The organism is Microcystis sp. M53602_WE12 (assembly GCF_030065455.1).
GTDB lineage: Bacteria > Cyanobacteriota > Cyanobacteriia > Cyanobacteriales > Microcystaceae > Microcystis > Microcystis aeruginosa.
In genome coordinates, this window is the sequence record NZ_JASJFB010000276.1 from 1 (window position 1) to 18842 (window position 18842).

The following is an 18842-nucleotide window of genomic DNA, read 5'->3' on the forward strand; positions in this document are numbered from 1 at the left end:
AGAGCGACCATAAGACCAGAACAGAGTAAATCTGTTAAGGCAGGTGCGAAAAATCCTTCGGGAAAGAAGCAGAAACCTAAATCGTGAGGTTTGGGAATCGCCGTCCGTTTTACGGCGGCGAGGATGTCAACAATCTTGTCAAATTTTTGATTAACGTCCCTTTGTAGATTATCTATTTTTTGACTAACATCCTTAACGCTGTCTTTGATATCCTTTAAGACAGTTTCTAGGGAATAAGTGACGGTTTCTCCGGACATTCTGGTAAACTCCCCTTAGTTTCATCTTGATCCTTCTCCCATTCTTGCTTTATCCATGGGAGACTACCCTTTAATTATCACCCCAAAATATAGTGCCAGTGTTTGTTTCCCCAGCAGATACCGGCATCTGTCCCCTTTTGTCGATTAAATTTGTTAGATTTTGGAGGAGAAATGTTAACTTATTTTAAAATTTATGTTGAGCAGCACTGCTACCTATCCCATCGGGGGAACAGATATCGATCGCTTTGATTGTCGTCAAGTTTGGTATCCTATCTACTACGTCAAAGATTTAGACAAAAAGCAGCCCCAACGCTTTACCCTACTAGAAGAGGATTTAGTGATTTGGTGGGACAAAAATCAGCAAGAATGGCGAGTTTTCGAGGATAAATGTCCCCATCGTCTCGCTCCTCTCTCAGAAGGTCGTCTTAACGAAAGCGGACATCTAGAATGTCCCTATCACGGTTGGTCTTTTTCCGGGGGAGGAAACTGTGAATTTATTCCCCAACAACCGGAAAACAGTCAAGCTAACACCTCTCGACGCGCTTGTGTGCGCTCTTTTCCCACGGCTATCCGTCAGGGATTATTATTCGTTTATGCGGGTAATCCCGAAAATGCTCCCCTGACTGCGATTCCAATTATTGAACCCATGGAGGAGGATGCCGATGCTTGGATTTGTTTGGATACCTTTCGAGATCTACCCTACTCGGCCGTCACTTTAATCGAAAATATTATCGATTCTAGTCATGTTCCCTATACCCATCATCTCACCATCGGTAATCGGGCCAATGCCGCTCCTATGGAGTTAGAAATTATCGAGTCCAATCGTCAGGGATTTAAGGGAATTTGGCCCGAAGGACCGCGTAAAGGTAAATTAGGTCAACAATACAGCAATTTTATCGCCCCCGGATTCATTTACCACGATCTCACCTCGGAAAAGTTCGGACGGACTTTAACAGCTGTCTATGCAACTCCAATCCGTCAGGGAGAATGTCGTCTCTTTGCTCGTTTTCCCTTTAAATTTAACTCTAAACTGCCGAAATTCTTCATTAAGCTTACCCCCACTTGGTATTCCCACATCAATCAAAACGCTATTCTTGAAGATGATCAGATTTTTCTCTACTATCAAGAGCGTTATCTGCAAGCTCAGGGGGATAGTCGGAATTTTAGTCAAGCTTGTTATCTCCCTACCAAAGCGGATTTATTCGTGTTTGAGTATCGCAATTGGGTTAATCAATACCAAGCTGATCCTTTCGCCGGTCAACCTTTTCCCCCCCGACAATCAAAAGAGATTCTCCTGGAACGCTATCACTCCCATACCAAAAATTGTGCTGTTTGTCAAGGGGCTTTAAAAAATATTAATCGTCTGCGGGGGTTAACAATAGCGATCGCTATTGTTCTTGGTCTATCTTTACCACTTTTAGCCCTAATTTTCGGTCAATCGGCCCTCCTTCCCGTGACAGTGCTGACAGCATTAACTGTCCTTATGGTGGCAGTTTATTGGCGCTTGGGAGAACTGATAAAACAGTTTTATCAAGGACGGGAACTATTGCCGAGAAATACCGGCAAAAAGCGATAAAGCTGCCGAAAAAGAGCGGAAGTTAGGGAACCTGTTCCTCATTATCGACTTTGGGGGTTTGGTTTTGGGAAGATTGCTGAAGTTCTTGCCAGCGAGTTTCTGCCAGTTGTTTTTGTGTTTGCACTTCTCGGTCATTGGAACGATAACGAAGTGATTCTTGATAAGCTTGAATCGCTCGCTCGTATTGACCGAGTTTAAAGCAACTATTGCCTAAACTTTTCCAGGTTTCGGGGTTATCTTTTTGTCTTTGAATCGCCTGTTGATAGGCGATTATGGCTTGGGAATAGTCGCCTAAACGATACCAAGCGTTACCGATACCGATAAAAACTTCGGCTTTTTGGGAAGAAATGCGGCGAGCTTTTTCGTAGGATGCGATCGCTTCTTGAAATCTTTCCATTTGATGAAGTAATGCCCCTTGATTTAACCAAGCTTGATAATAATTAGAATTGGCTTTAGTTGCTTGAGTAAATGCCTCCAAAGCTTCTGACTTGCGGTCTAATTTTTGCAGAATAATCCCTTGACTATAGTGAGCTTGGGAAAATTGGGGATTAAATTGTCCGGCTTTGCTATAACTTTCTAAAGCATCATTAATTTTATTTAATTGATACAAACTATTACCTTTTTGATACCAAATTAAGGCATTATCCGATTCGAGCGCTAGAGCCTGATCGTAGGCTTTAACTGCCCCTTCATAATCCTCAATATTTTGTAATGACCAGCCTTTTTTATACCAGGTTTTGGCATCATTTTGCTGAAAAGTTAACAATTTGTCAAGAGCTTTTTGGGCGGCGGAATATTGTTGCAGTTCTAGATAGATATCGGCCTTACCTTGCCAAGCTTGACTAGCGGCAGGATTAAGAGATAAGACCCGCTCAAAACTTTCCAAAGCCTCTTGATTTTTGCCTAACTTATCTAAAGCTTGCCCGCGACCGAGCCAAGCTTGCCAAGCGGAATCTGGGTTAATTTGAATAGCTTTTTCGTAGGTATTTAAAGCTTCCGAGTATCTTTTTAAAGCTAATAAAGCATCAGCTTTTCCTTGCAATGCCTCAAGATAATCGGGATTAATTTTTAAGGCTTGACCATAGGAATTAAGGGCATCAGTATAGCGTTTGAGTTGATAAAAAGTCTGACCTTGTTGATAGTAATCAAGAGAATTACGAGAATTTTGCCAATAATCAAAACCCAGATAAGCGCCCGCTATTAAGCCAATTGTCCCAGAGACAACCAGGATTTTTGTTAGCCAAGATTTCCCTGGACGAGCAATCGGACCTTGAGGTTTCACCCCCTGGGTAGTTTTCGTGGCGAGATGATGAATTTTCCCTAATTTTCTCAGATCGATTAATGTTTCACCAGCGCTGGTATAACGCTGACGAAAATCATAGCGGATCATGCGCTCGATAACATCACTAAACTCGGTGCTAGTCATGGCCAAATGTTGCCAGAGAATTTCTCCCGTGCGAGAATCCAATGGAATATCTTCGGGAGCTTTACCGGTTAAAGCTTGTAATCCAATAATACCAGTGGCATAGATATCGCTACTAAAACGCGGATAACCTTGGGCCTGTTCACTGGGGAAATAACCAGGGGTACCAATAGCGATGGTAGAAACGGTTTTACCTTCTTTAACCACTTGAGTGCTAATTTGTTTGACAGCACCAAAATCAATTAAAACCAATTGATGATCTTGGCTGCGACGAATAAGATTGAAGGGATTAACATCGCGATGGATCACCTGTTTCTGATGGACAAATTCGAGAATTGAGAGAATTTCTGTTAATAAAGCCACCACTTTCCCTTCATCTTGCCTATAGACACCGGCAGTAATTTCTGTGGCTAAATCTTCCCCTTCAATGTATTCTTGCACGAGGAAAAATTGCCCATTTTCCTCAAAATAAGCAAATAAACAGGGAATATGGCGATGAATGCCCAATTCTTGCAGGATTTTCGCCTCGGTTTCAAAGAGTCGTCTAGCGATGGCTACAGTTTCGGCATCCTGGCACTGGGGTTTAAATTGTTTGATCACACAGCGATTTTGATTGGGTAACTGGCGATCGCAGGCCAAGAAAGTTTGTCCGAATCCCCCTTTTCCCAATTGACGGATAATTTGGTAGCGATGACTAAGGATTTTTCCGGCAGCGAGTTCCATAGACGATGGCAATCCGAGGTTTTTTACTATTCTAGGCTTTTCGGCTCTCTTTTGCGGTCGATGGACAAAATGCGGAAACTTTCCCCACTCCACTTTTTTCCCTATAGAGAGAGAAAAAATTCCCTGTTGAGGGGACTGACATGACAGACAGAAAAAAATAATCTAGAAACAGAGAAAGTTCACTGTTGTTTTTTGAGAGGATAACCGCTATGTCTATGAATCCTGTTACTAGAGCCAGTACAGCTTTACTGATTACCCTGCTCATGGGGTCGATGTCCGGTACTTTTCCCGTCCTCGCTCAAAGTAATATTAATCGGCAACGTCTCATCGCTCAACAAATCTCGATTCCGGTGGGAACAGTTATCCCTTTGAATTACGAGAAAGCCGATAAAATTTTAGTTTCTAAAAGTGATGTTATTCCTCTGACTTTAACCGTAGCCAGAGATATTCGTAACCGCAATGGGATTGTGGTGATTGCAGCGGGAAGTGAAGTCAAGGGTACTTTAGAAGCAGCCGGCCGAGGTGTGCGGTTTATTGCCGATGAAATTCGCCTTGATGGGGGCAATCGCACCATTCCCCTCAATGCTACTTCGCGATTAATTACTACCACTGAAACCCTGCGTAAAGGGGCAAAAACTCAAGATATCTTAGGGGGAACCCTCGCCGGTGCGGGGGCAGCCACAGCGATCGCTGCTCTTACGGGCGATCGCAAGATCGAAGTTCTCGATGTCTTAGCGGGGGCAGCCGTGGGAACCCTTGCAGGATGGGGCTTACCGGCGGCGGGAATTGTCGGTGGTAGTTCCGTGCAGTTATACTCTGTTAACCCCGATCGAGATTTAAATATTACCCTGCAATCGCCCCTAGTGATCAGAGATTAGTTAGGGTCTGCTGAAAAAGTTTTTCGTGGGGGCAGGGTGTGGGGTGTGGGGTGTGGGGTGTAGGGTTTTACCGATTTTGAGGTAGTCAGTTACCTAATTTTCAGGGAAAAAGTCCAGGAATTTTACCCCCGATCACTCCAATGGTAGGCACTTTTTGAGGTCAAAAAAGTCTAAAAGCCTTATCCAACAAGGTTTTTAGATTTATTCAGCCAGCCCTAGTTAACGGCAAACCTTAACCAAATCCGCCAGCAGACGGATTTGGTGTCAACTCATTGGTTTAAGCTGCCCGCGCCTTTAAATTGCTTGTTGAGACGAGACGAGACAAGAGACAAGAGACAAGACCCCCCAACCCTACCCGACATCGGGGGGGCAAGGGGTGGCAAGGGGCGGCAAGGGGGGGTCAGCTAATCTAAGGATAGGCGGTTAAGATGCGTCTTAGTTTAATCGGAGCGATCGATTTGTTAGATTTTTAATAGTCGGTCTGTGAACCGATAGACAGAAACAGTCAAAACATCAGAATTCAGAGATCAAAGTATGAAACTTCCTACAGGGTTACGGCGAACTATTACCCACGCTTTAGCAACTTTTCTGGGAATTATGCTCGGTTTTAGCAGTTTAGCGGCGGTAAATGCTCAAAATCTGCCCAGCACTGCCGCCGATCTGGCCAGAATTCCCCCGGAGATGACGGCGGAAAGTTTTGTCGCTAAGGCAGTGGCGCGCACGGGTGCGGCAGTAGTGCGAATTGACACCGAAGCGATCATTACTCGTCCCAATAGCCCCTTTTTTGATGATCCTTTTTTTCAGGAGTTTTTTGGGGAACAGTTTCGTCTTCCCACCCAGCAGCGAGTTGCTGGCCAGGGATCGGGTTTTATTATCGATGGCAGTGGTTTAATCTTAACTAATGCCCATGTGGTCGATAATGCCGATAAGGTAACGGTAACTTTAAAAGATGGTCGTAGCTTCAAAGGAGAAGTACGCGGCACTGATGAGATCACTGATTTAGCCGTGGTGAAAATTAATCCCCAAGGGGAAAATTTACCTGTAGCCGTCCTCGGCAATTCCGCATCCATACAAGTGGGGGACTGGGCGATCGCAGTAGGCAATCCCGTCGGTCTAGATAATACGGTAACTTTAGGAATTATTAGCACGATCGGGCGCTCGGCGGCTAAGGCGGGTGTTCCCGATAAACGCATTGATTTTATCCAAACCGATGCCGCTATTAACCCGGGTAATTCCGGCGGTCCTTTACTCAACGCCCAAGGGGAAGTCATCGGCATCAATACGGCGATTCGTGCCGATGCCATGGGCATCGGTTTTGCCATTCCCATCGACCGGGCCAAGCAGTTACAAGCGACCCTAGAATCAGGTCAAAAGGTGGCCCATCCCTATATCGGTGTGCAGATGGTTAATCTAACTCCCGATTTAGCCCAGGCTAATAATCAAAACCCCAATTCTGCCATGATCGTCCCGGAAGTGTCGGGAATTTTGGTGGTGAAAGTCCTACCCAATACCCCCGCCGAAAAAGCCGGGATCCGTCGCGGGGATGTGATTGTTAAAGCTAATAATCAACCGGTTAGCGATGGCGGTCAGTTACAGGAAATGGTGGAAAAAACCGGGATCGGTCAATCTTTACCCCTAAGAATCAGAAGGGGGGAAAGGGCGATCGATCTCACCGTAATCACCGCCCAAATGTCAAATCAGTAATCGGCAGTCAGTGATCAGTTATCAGATGTGAGTTTTCATGCCTTGATTGAGCAGCGACGAAAATCTTTTCAGGACTCGTAGCGCCGATAAAGCCGCTGCAACTTGTCATAGAAACGCTTGCGGACTTTTTCCGGGGAGATCAGCAAGCAATCTTCTCCGTAGGGGAGAATTTCGCGGAAAAACCAGAAGCTACTCGTTACCTGTCGGGTAATCTGCCGGACGAGGGGATCGTTCGAGATCAATTCGTTGGCGATATCGATAGCGGTTTTAGTCCGGTACGATCGAGCTAATCCATCGAATAGCTGAAACTCGGCCGACACACTATCAAGCTGATTGCGCCATTTGCCCCTAGGGATCGGGGTAATTAAGGAATCGCTGGGGATTCGATCGATCCTTAAACTCCAATTATGCTGTAGTTCGGAAATATCTTGATTTCCCTCGGTTTCCTCGCACCAACAATCGAGATATAAGCGATCCTCGTGACGATTGATAGCGGCATGGTAAAGATGGAATTCCCAGATTCGATCGCCGGCATCCTGATAGGATAACTGAAACGGTTGTTGTCGGAGAATGCAGCGATCGAGTTCCCACCGCCATGGTGGGGGAGGATTATCGAGGCGGTCTTCTAGCTCTTTGCGTAAGGGTCCCGGCAGTTCGCTCCGTTCTAATAGTAGTTTAGTTAGTTCTAGGGCGATGGGGATTTGTCCAGCATCGATGAGAAAATTGATCGCCTGTTGGAGCATCTGCAAGCGATCGGGCTTCCAGTCGTGATTAGGAGCGATTTTAAGCTTATTACGCGCAATTTCTTTGATTAACTTCGATATATTCGGTTTATCTCCCCAAAATAGCCCGAATTCACTGGCAAGGATTTCTAGGGACTGTTTTTCTTTTTCACTGACCGATAAAGTGATTGATTGTCCTATCCGGCTCATAGTTTATAAATATACGGACACTTTTTCTGTTAAGGTACTTGTCCATCCCTATTATCGTGGTTATTATGGAAGATAGCAAGGAGTTACGGACAGAAATTCATGGTAAATTATCAAGTAACGCTCAGGCCAGTCTATTCCTGTCCCGCAGACGAGATACCAGACGGGATCAAGGTTCCGCAAGGATGGCGGTTATCGTGGCATCAGGTGGAGACGTGGAAAGCACTCAACGATCCCGATGTCGCGGTAATCATCAATTCGGCCATGACGGGGGACGGGAAAAGTCTAGCGGCCTACCTGCGAACTTTGCAAGGATATTTCCCGATTATGGGACTCTACCCAACCAACGAACTAGCGCGGGATCAGCGGGGTCAGATCGAGGCATATATTCAACGATTTCAACCAACGGATCAACCCCGGGTCAATCTTTTAACCGGGCCCGAGTTGGAATTGTACGCCGAACGGGATGGGAAAACGAAAGCGATCGCTCTAGAGACTCGATCGAAACAGTCGGAAATTCTCTTAACTAACCCCGATATTTTCCATTATCTGCATCGGGGGGCCTATTTAACCCCCTACGATAACCCCGATCAGCTATGGAACCGGATCGATAAACATTTCGATCTCTTCCTATTCGATGAATTTCACGTTTTCGGCACGCCACAGGTCGCCAGTATTATCAATACCATGCTTCTAATCCGACGGGCCAATCGTGGGAAACGATACCTGTTTTTGTCCGCGACTCCCGACGAGGGTTTACTAAAACGATTGGATAAAGCGGGGTTTCGCTATCGATCGATCGACCCAGTAAGAGAAGGAAAATACCGGTTTCCCGATACCCCAGAAGAGGCCAATTCCCTCGCTCAACAGGGATGGCGACAAGTAACCTCGGAAATCGAGCTATCTTTTATTCCCTTACCGTCGAGTTTTCAAACTTCGGAAAATTGGTTGAAGGAAAATAAAGAGCGAATTTTAGACTATTTTAAGCGATACCCCGGCAGCAAGGGCGCGATTATTCTCAATTCGATCGCTTCGGTTAAACGTCTGCTGCCGATTTTCCGAGAATTATTGGCGACTATCGGTTTAACAGTGGGGGAAAATACGGGTCTTTCGGGAACGCGGGAGAAGTTGGCATCGTTAAATCGTGATCTGGTGATCGGAACGAGTACCATCGATGTGGGGGTGGACTTCAAGATTAATTTTCTCATTTTTGAGTCGTCCGATGCGGGAAATTTTATTCAACGTTTCGGCCGTTTAGGCCGTCACAGCGGCTACGATCGAAAGGGAACGGCGGTAAAATTTACTAACTTCACAGCGATCGCTCTGGTTCCGAAATTTTTCCTAGAACGGTTATTCGAGAAGAAAGATGCACCGTTACAAGTCGGGGAACGGTATGACCGAATTCAGCTACAGGAGGCCATCAAGAGTAACTACCGTCATATCAATAATTTCGAGGGTTATTACCAACGTTGGGGAGCGGTACAATCATTTCAACTCTGGTGGAATTTAGGGAGTCCGAAGATCAAATCCCAATACGGGGAAAGTCGCCAGAAGTTTCAACAGGAATGCGAGGAGGTTTTCGATACCAGTTTAAAACGGGTCGCCGGTCGGGTGAAAGGATGGGCCGACGAATGGAAGGAGTTATCGGGGAAAAGCGGTAATCCGATTTTCGAGGATGCGTCTAGTTTTCGCGGGTCGAGTCCGTTATTATGCGGGTTATACGATTCGACGGAACTGGAGGAATGCGATCGCTTTAAAACCTACGATTTACCCAGTATTCTCGGTAATCTAGAGGTGGAGGTGTGGAGAAAAGGCGAGTTTAAGCGCCAGATCGAGGCCACGAAAACACCGATCGCGCGCAGACGTTTCGATTATTGTCTCGCGTTTCTGAATTTAAAGGGATATCGAGAGGAACGGTTAAACTGGCGCTTTACCTACGACGGCGATTTAGGCGAGATTGCCTCCGCGTGGAAAGTACAGGTTTTGACGGGAATCGGTGTTTGGCAACCGGATAATCCTTGGCTCGATCGAATTAGTCGGGAGTTACGGGATCAGGCTCTGGTTAGCTTCGTTCTTGCCTATCCCGTTGCCGCAGTTCGCCAACGCTTACAATTACCGATGCACTTCGGTATTTATCCGATTAGTGACGAGAGTAGTATTCATTTTCCCCTGTCACCCTATTCTATAGCGATCGGTCAATCGGCTTTGTTGTTGGATACTCTCGCTCATCGGTTCAAAGGTCAAGGGGGTGAGGTGTGGATCTGTTGACACGGAACAATTGAGTGTTTTAGCTTCAAAGGATGAAAAGAGTAAGATGGAATCAAGAAAAAAACGAGCAGTTACAACGAGAGCGGTATCTATCTTTCGAGATGGTAGAGGAAGCTATCTATCGAGGAGAGGTATTGGACGATAAAGTTCATCCCAATCGAGCGCGTTACCCGAATCAAAGAATTCTCATTGTCAAGCTGAATGATTATGCCTACGAAGTTCCTTACGTCGTCAACGAATCGGAAATTTTTCTAAAAACGATCATTCCATCTCGAAAAGCTACGAAAAAGTACCTTAAAAAAGGTGATTCAACATGAAAACCAACGATACAAGCTCTTTTGATGCTTCACTCGATCCAGCTACCTTACACGCTCGGAGAACCGATATCAGTAACCTCGATCCGGAGGAACGAGAGCTACTAGAATCTTACGAGCGAGGGGAGTGGGTTTCGGATTTTAGCCCGGAACGATTGCAAGAGTTACAATCATATGTTCGAGAAACGTGGAAGTTACGCGACCAAGAAGAAGGCACACTTCAAAAACTGCTCGCTATTCTTAGTGACGGTCAGTGGCACTCTGCGGATGAACTAGCTTCTAAAGTAGGCTCCCGCTTTGGTCAGACAATTTTCGAGATGCGCCGAAAGGGATATTCAATAGAAAAACAAGAGATCGCTCGCGAGCGATTTGAATATAGAATAGCTTCGACCTAAAAGCGATATTTCAAGTACAAATCGCTTAAGGCAACGTTTTTAGGCGATCCCTAATAGGGATTAAAGCTTGCTCTGAATGAAAAAGCTTACGGCAGTAAGTTTAGACTTATTCATTTCAATCCCTGATAGGGATTCGGGATGGAGAACTAGAGCGGCTTTTCAGTGATTCCCGATCCTTATGATACCGGTCTCCCGTTGAATAAGTCTACGCTTAGTGATCGTTGAATAGGTCTACAACTTATTTCCTAGAAAATTGATCGCTGTGCTATCGCGCTCGCTAAACTTAAGATGTTGAATTCGCTGATAAGCTAAACGGCTTTTACTTCGGATCACCGATATAGACTCCAAAAGGGTTATAGCTATTGGATCATGCAGGTTAAGCGCCGTTTAGCTTACAAAGGAGGTGATCATGTTGAAGCGCGCGACTAACCTTCAAAAACTGCTGGCAGTCCTCGCGGACGGTCGATGGCACCCCGCGGACGAACTTGCGTTTAAAGTGAGTTTTCGTTTCGGGCATACCGTTTTCGTGGCTCGCCGGAAAGGTTATTCTATCGAGATCCGAAAGATAGCTCACAACACATTCGAGTACAGGCTGACCTCAGCCTAGCAGACGCGATAACCGAGGCGATTATCCCTCTAGTCGTGATAAGCTAAACGGCTTTTACTTCGGATCACCGATATAGACTCCAAAAGGGTTATAGCTGTTGGATCATGCAGGTTAAGCGCCGTTTAGCTTAATCTCTCGACCCGCTCCTTGCAAGAGTAGGGAAGCATCCTCACTAAGTAGCTTGCGACATTAAGTTTAGGCGTATGTACTCTCAAACCCCCAAAGATAAATCTATGGCTGGTTTAGCGACTGACGGGAACCTTGAATAATCGTCTTATCGTAAGGCAAGCACGGCTTCAAGCTTCGTTCAAACGAACTTGCCTTCTTTAAGAATTATATTTTTCAAGGTTCCCCTGCCCCGAACTCCTGTGATTGCAGTTACGGAAAACCTCGCTTCCCTCTCTTTTCTCAATAAACATAGGTAAGAAAAGATATGACTGACCTAGCGGATAAAATCACACCGCTCGCCGAACAGCTACCGAATTTACAAATGTTAATTCTCTTCGGTTCTAGAGCGCGTGGAGAGCATAGACCTGATAGCGATTGGGATTTCGCTGTTTTATACGAGGAAAGAAGCGCTCAAAAGGATATTTCGAGTCTATTGAAAATTTATACACTACTCGAACAAGCTTTAGAGATTCCCGAAGACAAAATTGATGTGATTGATTTAAAAGAATGTTCGCCGATCCTCGCTCATTATGTCGCGCGGGATGGTCAACTTCTATACGAACGGGAAACGGGACTATTCGAGGGATTTAAAGAAAAATTTCTCATGAATCCTGAAGAATCGAAAGCGTTATACCGTCAATTACGGAATAATCTGGAGATTTCTCTACGAGAAAAAGGAGTGTAAATGCTATTCAACCTCTGATTGCGATAGACGAATTAAACCTCATGAATCAATACCTCGCCGAACTTAGCGAGTACGGTTCGATCACTTTAATTGAGAGAAAAAATTGATCCCGATATCGTTCATTCCTCGATCGCTAATATTTTACGAGATTATCCCCGCTACCAACGCTCGATCGTTCAATATCTAGATTCCTTGGAGGCAGAAAATGGTTAAAAATACGAAAGAATTAAAAATTATCGATACAGTCAATAGAATAACCACGACTGTGGAAAAACTACCGAATTTAAAACTATTAATTCTCTTCGGTTCTAGAGCGCGCGGAGAGCATAGACCTGATAGCGATTGGGATTTGGGAATTTCATACGATGAAGCAAACAGACAAACACATATTAAGGAAATCAGTAATGATTACTTAACTTCTCTCTCTATCTTGAGTGAATTGTTTGAGATAAACCGTGATTTGATCGATCTAATTGAACTCGATCGCTGTTCTCCATTAACGAAGTATCAAGTCGCACGAGATGGAAAACTTATCTATGAAAAAAATACGGGAGACTTTTTAAAATTTCGTGTACGCGCTTGGAAAGAGTACGCCGATACCGCTAAATTCCGAAAGATTCAAAAAGACAGTATCGATCTTTGGCTCAAACAATGGGGAGTTTAAACGATGGAAAGGGAGATAGTCACCGTTAGAATTCGTTTGATGATCAAATATCTTAATCGATTACGGGGGTTCGAGAGCGTTACTCTATCAGAGTATTTGGACAATTTTGACTATCAACTTATGGTTGAGAGATTGATAGAATTATTGGTAGAGTCATCTTCCGATATTAATAGCTATCTTCTTTTACAATTACATAACGTAACTCCCGCTACCTATTACGATTCTTTTATAGAAGCTGGTAAAAATGGTTTAACTACCAGAGAACTAGCCGGGGAGTTGGCGAAATCATCAGGAATGGGAAATCGTTTAGTGCATCAATACGAGGCGATCGATAATGAACTTGTTTTTAAGGCGATTCCGATCGCTTTATCTCAATTTCCGCTTTATCTCAAACAAATTACCGACTATTTAGACTCTCTAGAGGTGAAAGATGCCTAAAAAACAAAAAAAATTAGAGGAAACGGGACAGTTAAATCTATTCGATAACACTACAGAAATTGACGGTGAAGATCTGGATTTTGAGTTCGAGGATATTGATTTAGAATCTCTTTCTGGCGAAGATTTAGGAATTAGCGAATCGGTAAGCGATCGCCGAGTCGAAACCGTTCGCCAACTGCTAACCCTAAAACTCCTACGGGAGGCGATTCGAGCCGAAAACCCCGACGATCGAGTTATGGCAGATTTTGCCGAAATGGTATTACCCAATTTACTCCGATTAGCGATCGGGGTAACGGCAAAAGGAGGAAATTTCTTCGAGGAAATCGATCGCCGTCGGGAATTAGAGGGAAAAGGCAAAGTTCGACGGGATAATGCAGGAGATCAATCTCTCAATACTCATTTACTTAATGGATTATTTCCCGCTAATCTCATCGAAAAACGACTAGAAAAACTCAATACTACCGTTCGACGGGTAGTAAAGGAATGCGAGCGCAGGTTGGCGATCGCTGGGTTTATTCTCCACGATTTCGAGAAATTCCGCTACTCGCTTTTTCCCGGGATGCCGGCGAAATATATCGAGATTAACGAGGACTTCGATCGAGATATCCGCAAACTATCACGAGAGGAACATCGAGAGATTTTTCAAGTATTGGTTCCCGAATTAGGATTAGATCGCTTTTTATTTTCCGATCAACCAGAAAAATGGACTGAATATCTTGATGATTTGATATACATCGCTAAAAATGCCCAGCGTCGGAATGATACTGATCGAAATACCTCGGAAGATGGGTTAAATACTCGCTTAAACAATAGCGCTCTCGAAAGTTTAACCGATCTTGCCTGTCTAGCCGATCGCTTGGCTTCCATTATTAAACACCCCCACGATGCGGAAAAAGCTCCGTTACAAGACCTTTTATACAGCCTCAGCGATGGGGAACTAAAATTCACTTACCACAGCATCGCCGAAAACCGCGGGGTACTAACGAACGTACTTAATAACGCGGTGATGGAAGCACATCAAGAACTAGACTATCAGCCTTTACTTTACTTGCCTACGGGAGTTGTCTATATCGCCCCCAAAAACGCGCCAGAAGTGTCCCTAGAAACCTTACCGAATCGAGTGGTGGACACGATTAAATCCCTCTGTAGCGGCGAATTACAGCGTAAACAAACGGGATTCGGTAGAGATGGCAAGGGGATGAAATACGCAGATTACTACAGCCAATTTTTCGACGATGCTGGGTTAATGCGCGCTGCCCTCAACGCCACCCTTCGCATCCTCGGTGATAATAAAGCGTCCGTGGCCCGAAGTCGCGGCGAAAACCTGATTAAATTTCAACAACAGGGCGTTTTACCGACGGATTACGATTTTCATTGTGAAAATGATATCCGCATCGATCGCCTAGCGGAATTCGGGGACGTGGTGACGCGGAAAATCTGGGGCGATCGCTTGGAAAAAATCGAACAGGCGCGAAAATTGCAGAAAAACTTACCCGCACCGCCGGATTTAGATTTAATTAGCGAGATCGCACATTATTGGAATCTAGAAAATTATCTGCCACAAATCCGAGCGATCAAGCGTATTAATGAATCGTTAAAAGAACTCAAACTGAAAGGCAATACGGGAGGGGTTCCCTACGAATGGTATTATCTAGCGGCGCAATACCTGAAACAGCATCCCGGAATCGAGGATATTAGACCCGTTGCAGAAGATTTAATCGCTTTTCTCGCCGCAAAAATCGCCGCCATAGTTGCGGGATATAACTTACCCGATGGTTGGGAGGATTTGCGAGAGTGGGTTAATCAAGTGGTGCAGTTACCCGGTCGGGAATTGGCCCACTCGATCGAAATCTTCCAGAAAGAATTAAACCACTACAACGCCGCTAAAAAACAAGGTCGCGGCCGTCAACTTCTCTGTTCGATCTCCCATTCTCCCTATAGTGTCAGCGAACAGATGGAATCGGCGGTTCTTTTCACTCCCCAAGTCTATACTAATAAACAAATGCTGGCAGGCTCGAACGCCAAACGAAACATTTCCAGTATCGCGGGAACGGAAATGATGTTGCGTCAGATTCTTATGAATCAAACCCAAGCGGTAGGAAAACGTTTCGAGGACGGCAAATATCGCTATCTGTACTTTTACCCGACCTATTATTTTACTCCCGAAACCAATAGTTTTTTACAAAAAGCCTACGCTAACATCGCTCAAACTCGTTTTGATAGCTCGATAAAGTTGCACTTTGTCGATAAGGATCTGGTCGCTAACTTCGATCGAACCCGTTATCAGAGTGTTGATAGTTTCCTGATCGATGAAAAATTAAGGCAGAAAAAGGAAACAATTAACGAGGAGGAAGATGGCAAAAAAGACCGCACTTTTAAACTATCCTATCCCGAAGATAAACCCCTAACCTTTTATTTTATAGCCCTACCTCCGGGCCGCAATCCCACCGATACGGAATCCTGGGTTATGCCGGCATGGTTAGGATTAGCTTTCCCGATGATTTTAGATGTCAAAACGGTGGTTTCTGAGTCTCCTATTCCTCCCTATCGCGACGGTGCGGAATTTGAAGAGACGGTATTTCTCGACAGTGCGCCCCAAGCGATCCGGTCCTTAACTCGACGCGATCGATTCCGTCTCGATCGAGTCTTGAACCCATGGCAAGATAATGACGGAAAAAAATATTCCGCCCCCTTAAATACCCTAACCGCAGCCTATTCTATTCATTTAGACGTGAACTCGAAGCAGGGTAAGACGGGTTATGACCCCAATTGGGGCAAATTAACGGAACTCGCTATCAATTTAGAAACCAGTCCTCTCTATGTTTTTCATTACCTTAAACAGTGGAAACGGGGCAAAGATGCCGATATACCGAGCGCTAATCGAATCGCTCTGTATCTCTACGATTTTTATCCTTGTTTCGATCCTTACGTTACAGAAGTTCACCGTTCTAATTTCACAATTAATATGGAAGAGCAATCCCCGTTAAATCACCCGAAAAAATTAACCGAATTGTATCGTCAATTCTATCGAGCTAATAAACGATATAACCCGAAAGCAAACGCGGTTTTAAAACCGATAGATGTGGCCGCCGATACGATTCTCAAAGCAGGAATGTATCAGGGAGAAGCCCTAGTTTCTGTAGTAGCGGCGGAAGTGGCCAGCTTAATGAATCGGGTTCATGCTTCTACAGCAGAAGGTCGCTGGATTTTATCCGATCGAGAACAGGAAAGACAGAAAATATTGTCTTTTGCTCGTTATTTTGTGATCGATGTGTTCGAGGGTTCTTTTAAGGGCGATCGAGCGCGTCTAGCTGGCAGACAATTAAACCTCCTTCGCGATACCTGCGAATTTCTTTACCGTCTCGAACAGGACAGAGAAAATCAAGAGTTAAAAGCCCAGGGTCAAACTGTGGATGAAGATTCTGAAAACAATAATTAATTCAAGGAGTACCTACCATGTCTTTACTGAAAACCCTCGATCCTAAATTCTTTCATGGCGAGATTCCCTACAAACCGATGGGAAAATACGTTCACTTTTTGACTATTCGAGTCACAGAATCTTATCCTTTATTTCAAACAGATGGAGACCTAAATAAAGCTCGTGTTCGTGCGGGAATTGATAGCAAAAAAACGATTAGTCGTTTATCGATGTTTAAACGTAAGCAATCAACTCCAGAACGCCTAGTCGGTCGAGAATTACTCAGAAACTACAAATTAATTACCGCCGAAGAATGTGAGTACAATGTAAAATTTGCCATGAATAACCCCGACTGTATTATTTATGGTTTTGCTATCGGTGATTCGGGTTCAGAAAAATCGAAAGTAGTAGTAGATACGGCTTTTTCGATCACACCCTTTGATGAATCCCATGAAAGTTTTACTTTAAACGCTCCCTACGAGAATGGTACTATGGCATCGAAGGGAGAAAATAACACAAAAGTAGGGGAAGTGACTAGCCGAATTAACCAGCAGGATCACATTCGTCCGCAGGTGTTTTTCCCTAGTATTGTCACGCTCAAAGATCCGACAGAAGCAAGTTTTCTCTACGTTTTTAATAACATCCTGCGTACCCGTCACTACGGCGCGCAAACTACCCGGACGGGACGGGTAAGAAATGAGCTTATCGGTGTTATTTTTGCCGATGGGGAAATTGTTAGTAATTTGCGCTGGACACAGGCAATATATGATCGCCTTCCCGATGAAGTATTACACTCGATCGATCCCTTAGATGAGGATTTAGTTATGGAAAAAGCCACCGAAGCAATACAAGCATTAATGGCGGAAGAATTTATCGTTCATACCGATTTTATCGGGGAAAATTTTCAACCTTTATTAACCGAGGTGAAAACTCTCACGGCTACGGAAGCAGGAATTTTATCGATTCTAAATCAAGCGGATAAAGAAGCGAAAGACTACGCTAAGAAACATATCGCCGAGAAAAAACCAGCCGCTCAAAAACCGTAAATTTCAGTAGGGTGAGTAATTTCTCACCCTATATCCTCGCAATTTTTAAAGAGTTATGGTACATATTTATTCCTGTCAATTAGAACTGCACGATAGTCTTTATTACGCAACCCGTGAAATCGGCAGACTCTACGAAAGCGAACCCGTAATTCATAATTACGCGCTCTGTTATGCTTTGGGATTGGTAAATAGCGATAGTTATCGTTACTTCTGTTCCGAACAGATTCCCCAGTACCAAGAACATTTAAATCCTCTTAACGAAGAGAAAATTTATGTCACTCCCGCACGGGCGATCGTTCATACGGCGGTTCTCAATACTTGGAAATATGCCAATAATAACTATCATGTGGAGATGGAAAAAACCCAGAAAAATATTCCCAGTTTTGGCAGAGCAAAAGAAATCGCTCCCGAAAGTGTTTTTGAATGTTTTATCATTTCCCATCACCCCCTACAACTTCCTAAATGGATTCGTTTGGGAAAATGGATGAGTAAAGCGGAAGTAAAACTGACAGAACTTTCCCTATCAAAACAAAAAGAGGATTTATTTATTTATCCCTATCCTTTAAATCCTCTCGATGTTATGTTTACCCATCAGGTGATTGGCTACGATGTGATTAATATGCCTCCCGTTAGTTTAATCCGTAATGTGAGAATGCGCGGGGAATATTACCAAATAAGCGATCGTCCCGATCTCAAAATTCCCGTTCGATTGTCCTATCACTTCGGTTGAAAATTGACCATGACTCTTATCTCTTCTAAATCCCTCACTTTACCGGAATTTTTCTCACTAACCGCTCCCGAGGGCGATATTACCTATGAATTAGTCGATGGAGAAGCGATCCCAAAAATGTCACCGAAATTCTTTCATTCTCGTTTAACTCTGGCTTTATCTTCTATACTCGATCGCTGGAATCAAGGACGGGGAGAAGTGGGAATCGAATGGGCGATCATTCTCAGCAAAAACGATCGAGATTGGTGTCCCGTTCCCGATCTTCTCTACATTTCCCTGGAAAGGTTAGGAGATATTACCCTCACCGATGAAGCTTGTCCCGTTCCCCCGGAATTAGTCATCGAAATTATCTCTCCGGAACAATCTTTCAGCAGCCTGAGCGAAAAAGCCGTGGACTACCTAAAAGCGGGAGTCAGTCGCGTCTGGATCGTCGATCCCCGGGCCAAGCAGATCACGATTTTCTATCCCGATGCACCCCCGGCGATTAAAAAAGGCGATGACGAGATTAGCGATATTCTCCTCCCCGATTTAACCCTAACTCCCAGACAAATTTTTGCCAAGGCCCGATTAAGTTAATGCCCTACAGTCTCGTTCTCAATCTCACACCCCGATCGCCGAT

At 44.5% G+C, this 18842-nt stretch carries 16 protein-coding genes and 1 pseudogene; 14 read left to right on the plus strand and 3 right to left on the minus strand.

Annotation, left to right across the window (positions count from 1 at the left end; all coding sequences use genetic code 11):
• Positions 1 to 257 (minus strand): annotated as a pseudogene (locus PX482_RS09980) (hypothetical protein); the annotation flags it as partial.
• 193 nt (positions 258 to 450) lie between these two features.
• Between PX482_RS09980 and PX482_RS09985 the strand changes: the two are divergent.
• A complete protein-coding gene (locus PX482_RS09985) occupies positions 451 to 1833 on the plus strand; it encodes an aromatic ring-hydroxylating dioxygenase subunit alpha (RefSeq protein WP_002762239.1) in 1383 nt (460 codons plus the stop codon).
• A gap of 22 nt (positions 1834 to 1855) precedes the next feature.
• Here PX482_RS09985 and PX482_RS09990 read toward each other — a convergent pair whose 3' ends face one another.
• On the minus strand, positions 1856 to 3979 hold the full coding sequence (locus PX482_RS09990; RefSeq protein WP_288122383.1) for a serine/threonine-protein kinase: 2124 nt from the start codon (positions 3977 to 3979) through the stop codon (positions 1856 to 1858).
• Positions 3980 to 4188: 209 nt separating this feature from the next.
• Here PX482_RS09990 and PX482_RS09995 point away from each other — a divergent pair, with 209 nt between their 5' ends.
• Positions 4189 to 4857, plus strand: coding sequence for a hypothetical protein (locus PX482_RS09995; RefSeq protein ID WP_002762243.1), 669 nt, complete (start codon positions 4189 to 4191; stop codon positions 4855 to 4857).
• A 534-nt stretch (positions 4858 to 5391) separates the two neighbouring features.
• Positions 5392 to 6561 carry an HhoA/HhoB/HtrA family serine endopeptidase gene (locus PX482_RS10000; RefSeq protein WP_002762245.1) on the plus strand — a complete coding sequence of 390 codons (1170 nt, stop codon included), beginning with the start codon at positions 5392 to 5394 and terminating at the stop codon, positions 6559 to 6561.
• Positions 6562 to 6629: 68 nt separating this feature from the next.
• On the opposite strand, the gene PX482_RS10005 is transcribed toward PX482_RS10000, so the two are convergent.
• Positions 6630 to 7493, minus strand: coding sequence for a helix-turn-helix transcriptional regulator (locus tag PX482_RS10005; RefSeq protein ID WP_002762247.1), 864 nt, complete (start codon positions 7491 to 7493; stop codon positions 6630 to 6632).
• 99 nt (positions 7494 to 7592) lie between these two features.
• Between PX482_RS10005 and cas3 the strand changes: the two genes are divergently transcribed.
• The 11 genes from cas3 (at position 7593) to PX482_RS10060 (ending at position 18799) form a co-directional block, all read left to right on the plus strand.
• On the plus strand, positions 7593 to 9758 hold the full coding sequence (gene cas3 / locus PX482_RS10010) for a type I-D CRISPR-associated helicase Cas3' (RefSeq protein ID WP_288122385.1): 2166 nt from the start codon (positions 7593 to 7595) through the stop codon (positions 9756 to 9758).
• 32 nt (positions 9759 to 9790) lie between these two features.
• The gene (locus PX482_RS10015) at positions 9791 to 10075 is read left to right on the plus strand and encodes a BrnT family toxin (protein WP_272081673.1); all 285 of its coding nucleotides are present in this window, start codon (positions 9791 to 9793) and stop codon (positions 10073 to 10075) included.
• Complete coding sequence (locus PX482_RS10020) at positions 10072 to 10467, plus strand: hypothetical protein (protein WP_272081674.1); 396 nt, start codon at positions 10072 to 10074, stop codon at positions 10465 to 10467. The genes PX482_RS10015 and PX482_RS10020 overlap by 4 nt, the downstream gene beginning before the upstream one ends.
• Positions 10468 to 11507: 1040 nt before the next feature.
• The gene (gene mntA, locus PX482_RS10025) at positions 11508 to 11927 is read left to right on the plus strand and encodes a type VII toxin-antitoxin system MntA family adenylyltransferase antitoxin (RefSeq protein WP_287693762.1); all 420 of its coding nucleotides are present in this window, start codon (positions 11508 to 11510) and stop codon (positions 11925 to 11927) included.
• Positions 11928 to 12017: 90 nt separating this feature from the next.
• Positions 12018 to 12140 (plus strand): hypothetical protein, encoded by a 123-nt coding sequence (locus PX482_RS10030; protein ID WP_255520580.1) that lies wholly within the window; start codon positions 12018 to 12020, stop codon positions 12138 to 12140.
• Entirely contained in the window at positions 12133 to 12591 is a 459-nt protein-coding gene (gene mntA / locus PX482_RS10035) for a type VII toxin-antitoxin system MntA family adenylyltransferase antitoxin (protein ID WP_002762258.1), read from the plus strand. Before PX482_RS10030 ends, mntA (PX482_RS10035) begins: the two co-directional genes overlap by 8 nt.
• Positions 12592 to 12594: 3 nt before the next feature.
• A complete protein-coding gene (gene hepT, locus PX482_RS10040; RefSeq protein ID WP_002762259.1) occupies positions 12595 to 13029 on the plus strand; it encodes a type VII toxin-antitoxin system HepT family RNase toxin in 435 nt (144 codons plus the stop codon).
• Positions 13022 to 16468, plus strand: a complete 3447-nt coding sequence (cas10d, locus tag PX482_RS10045; RefSeq protein ID WP_288096292.1) for a type I-D CRISPR-associated protein Cas10d/Csc3 — start codon at positions 13022 to 13024, stop codon at positions 16466 to 16468. The genes hepT and cas10d overlap by 8 nt, the downstream gene beginning before the upstream one ends.
• A 17-nt stretch (positions 16469 to 16485) precedes the next feature.
• The gene (gene cas7d, locus PX482_RS10050; protein ID WP_288024844.1) at positions 16486 to 17493 is read left to right on the plus strand and encodes a type I-D CRISPR-associated protein Cas7/Csc2; all 1008 of its coding nucleotides are present in this window, start codon (positions 16486 to 16488) and stop codon (positions 17491 to 17493) included.
• Positions 17494 to 17548: 55 nt separating this feature from the next.
• Positions 17549 to 18223 carry a type I-D CRISPR-associated protein Cas5/Csc1 gene (gene cas5d / locus PX482_RS10055; RefSeq protein WP_002762264.1) on the plus strand — a complete coding sequence of 225 codons (675 nt, stop codon included), beginning with the start codon at positions 17549 to 17551 and terminating at the stop codon, positions 18221 to 18223.
• A gap of 9 nt (positions 18224 to 18232) precedes the next feature.
• The gene (locus tag PX482_RS10060) at positions 18233 to 18799 is read left to right on the plus strand and encodes a Uma2 family endonuclease (RefSeq protein WP_002762265.1); all 567 of its coding nucleotides are present in this window, start codon (positions 18233 to 18235) and stop codon (positions 18797 to 18799) included.
• The last annotated feature ends 43 nt before the right edge of the window (positions 18800 to 18842 follow it).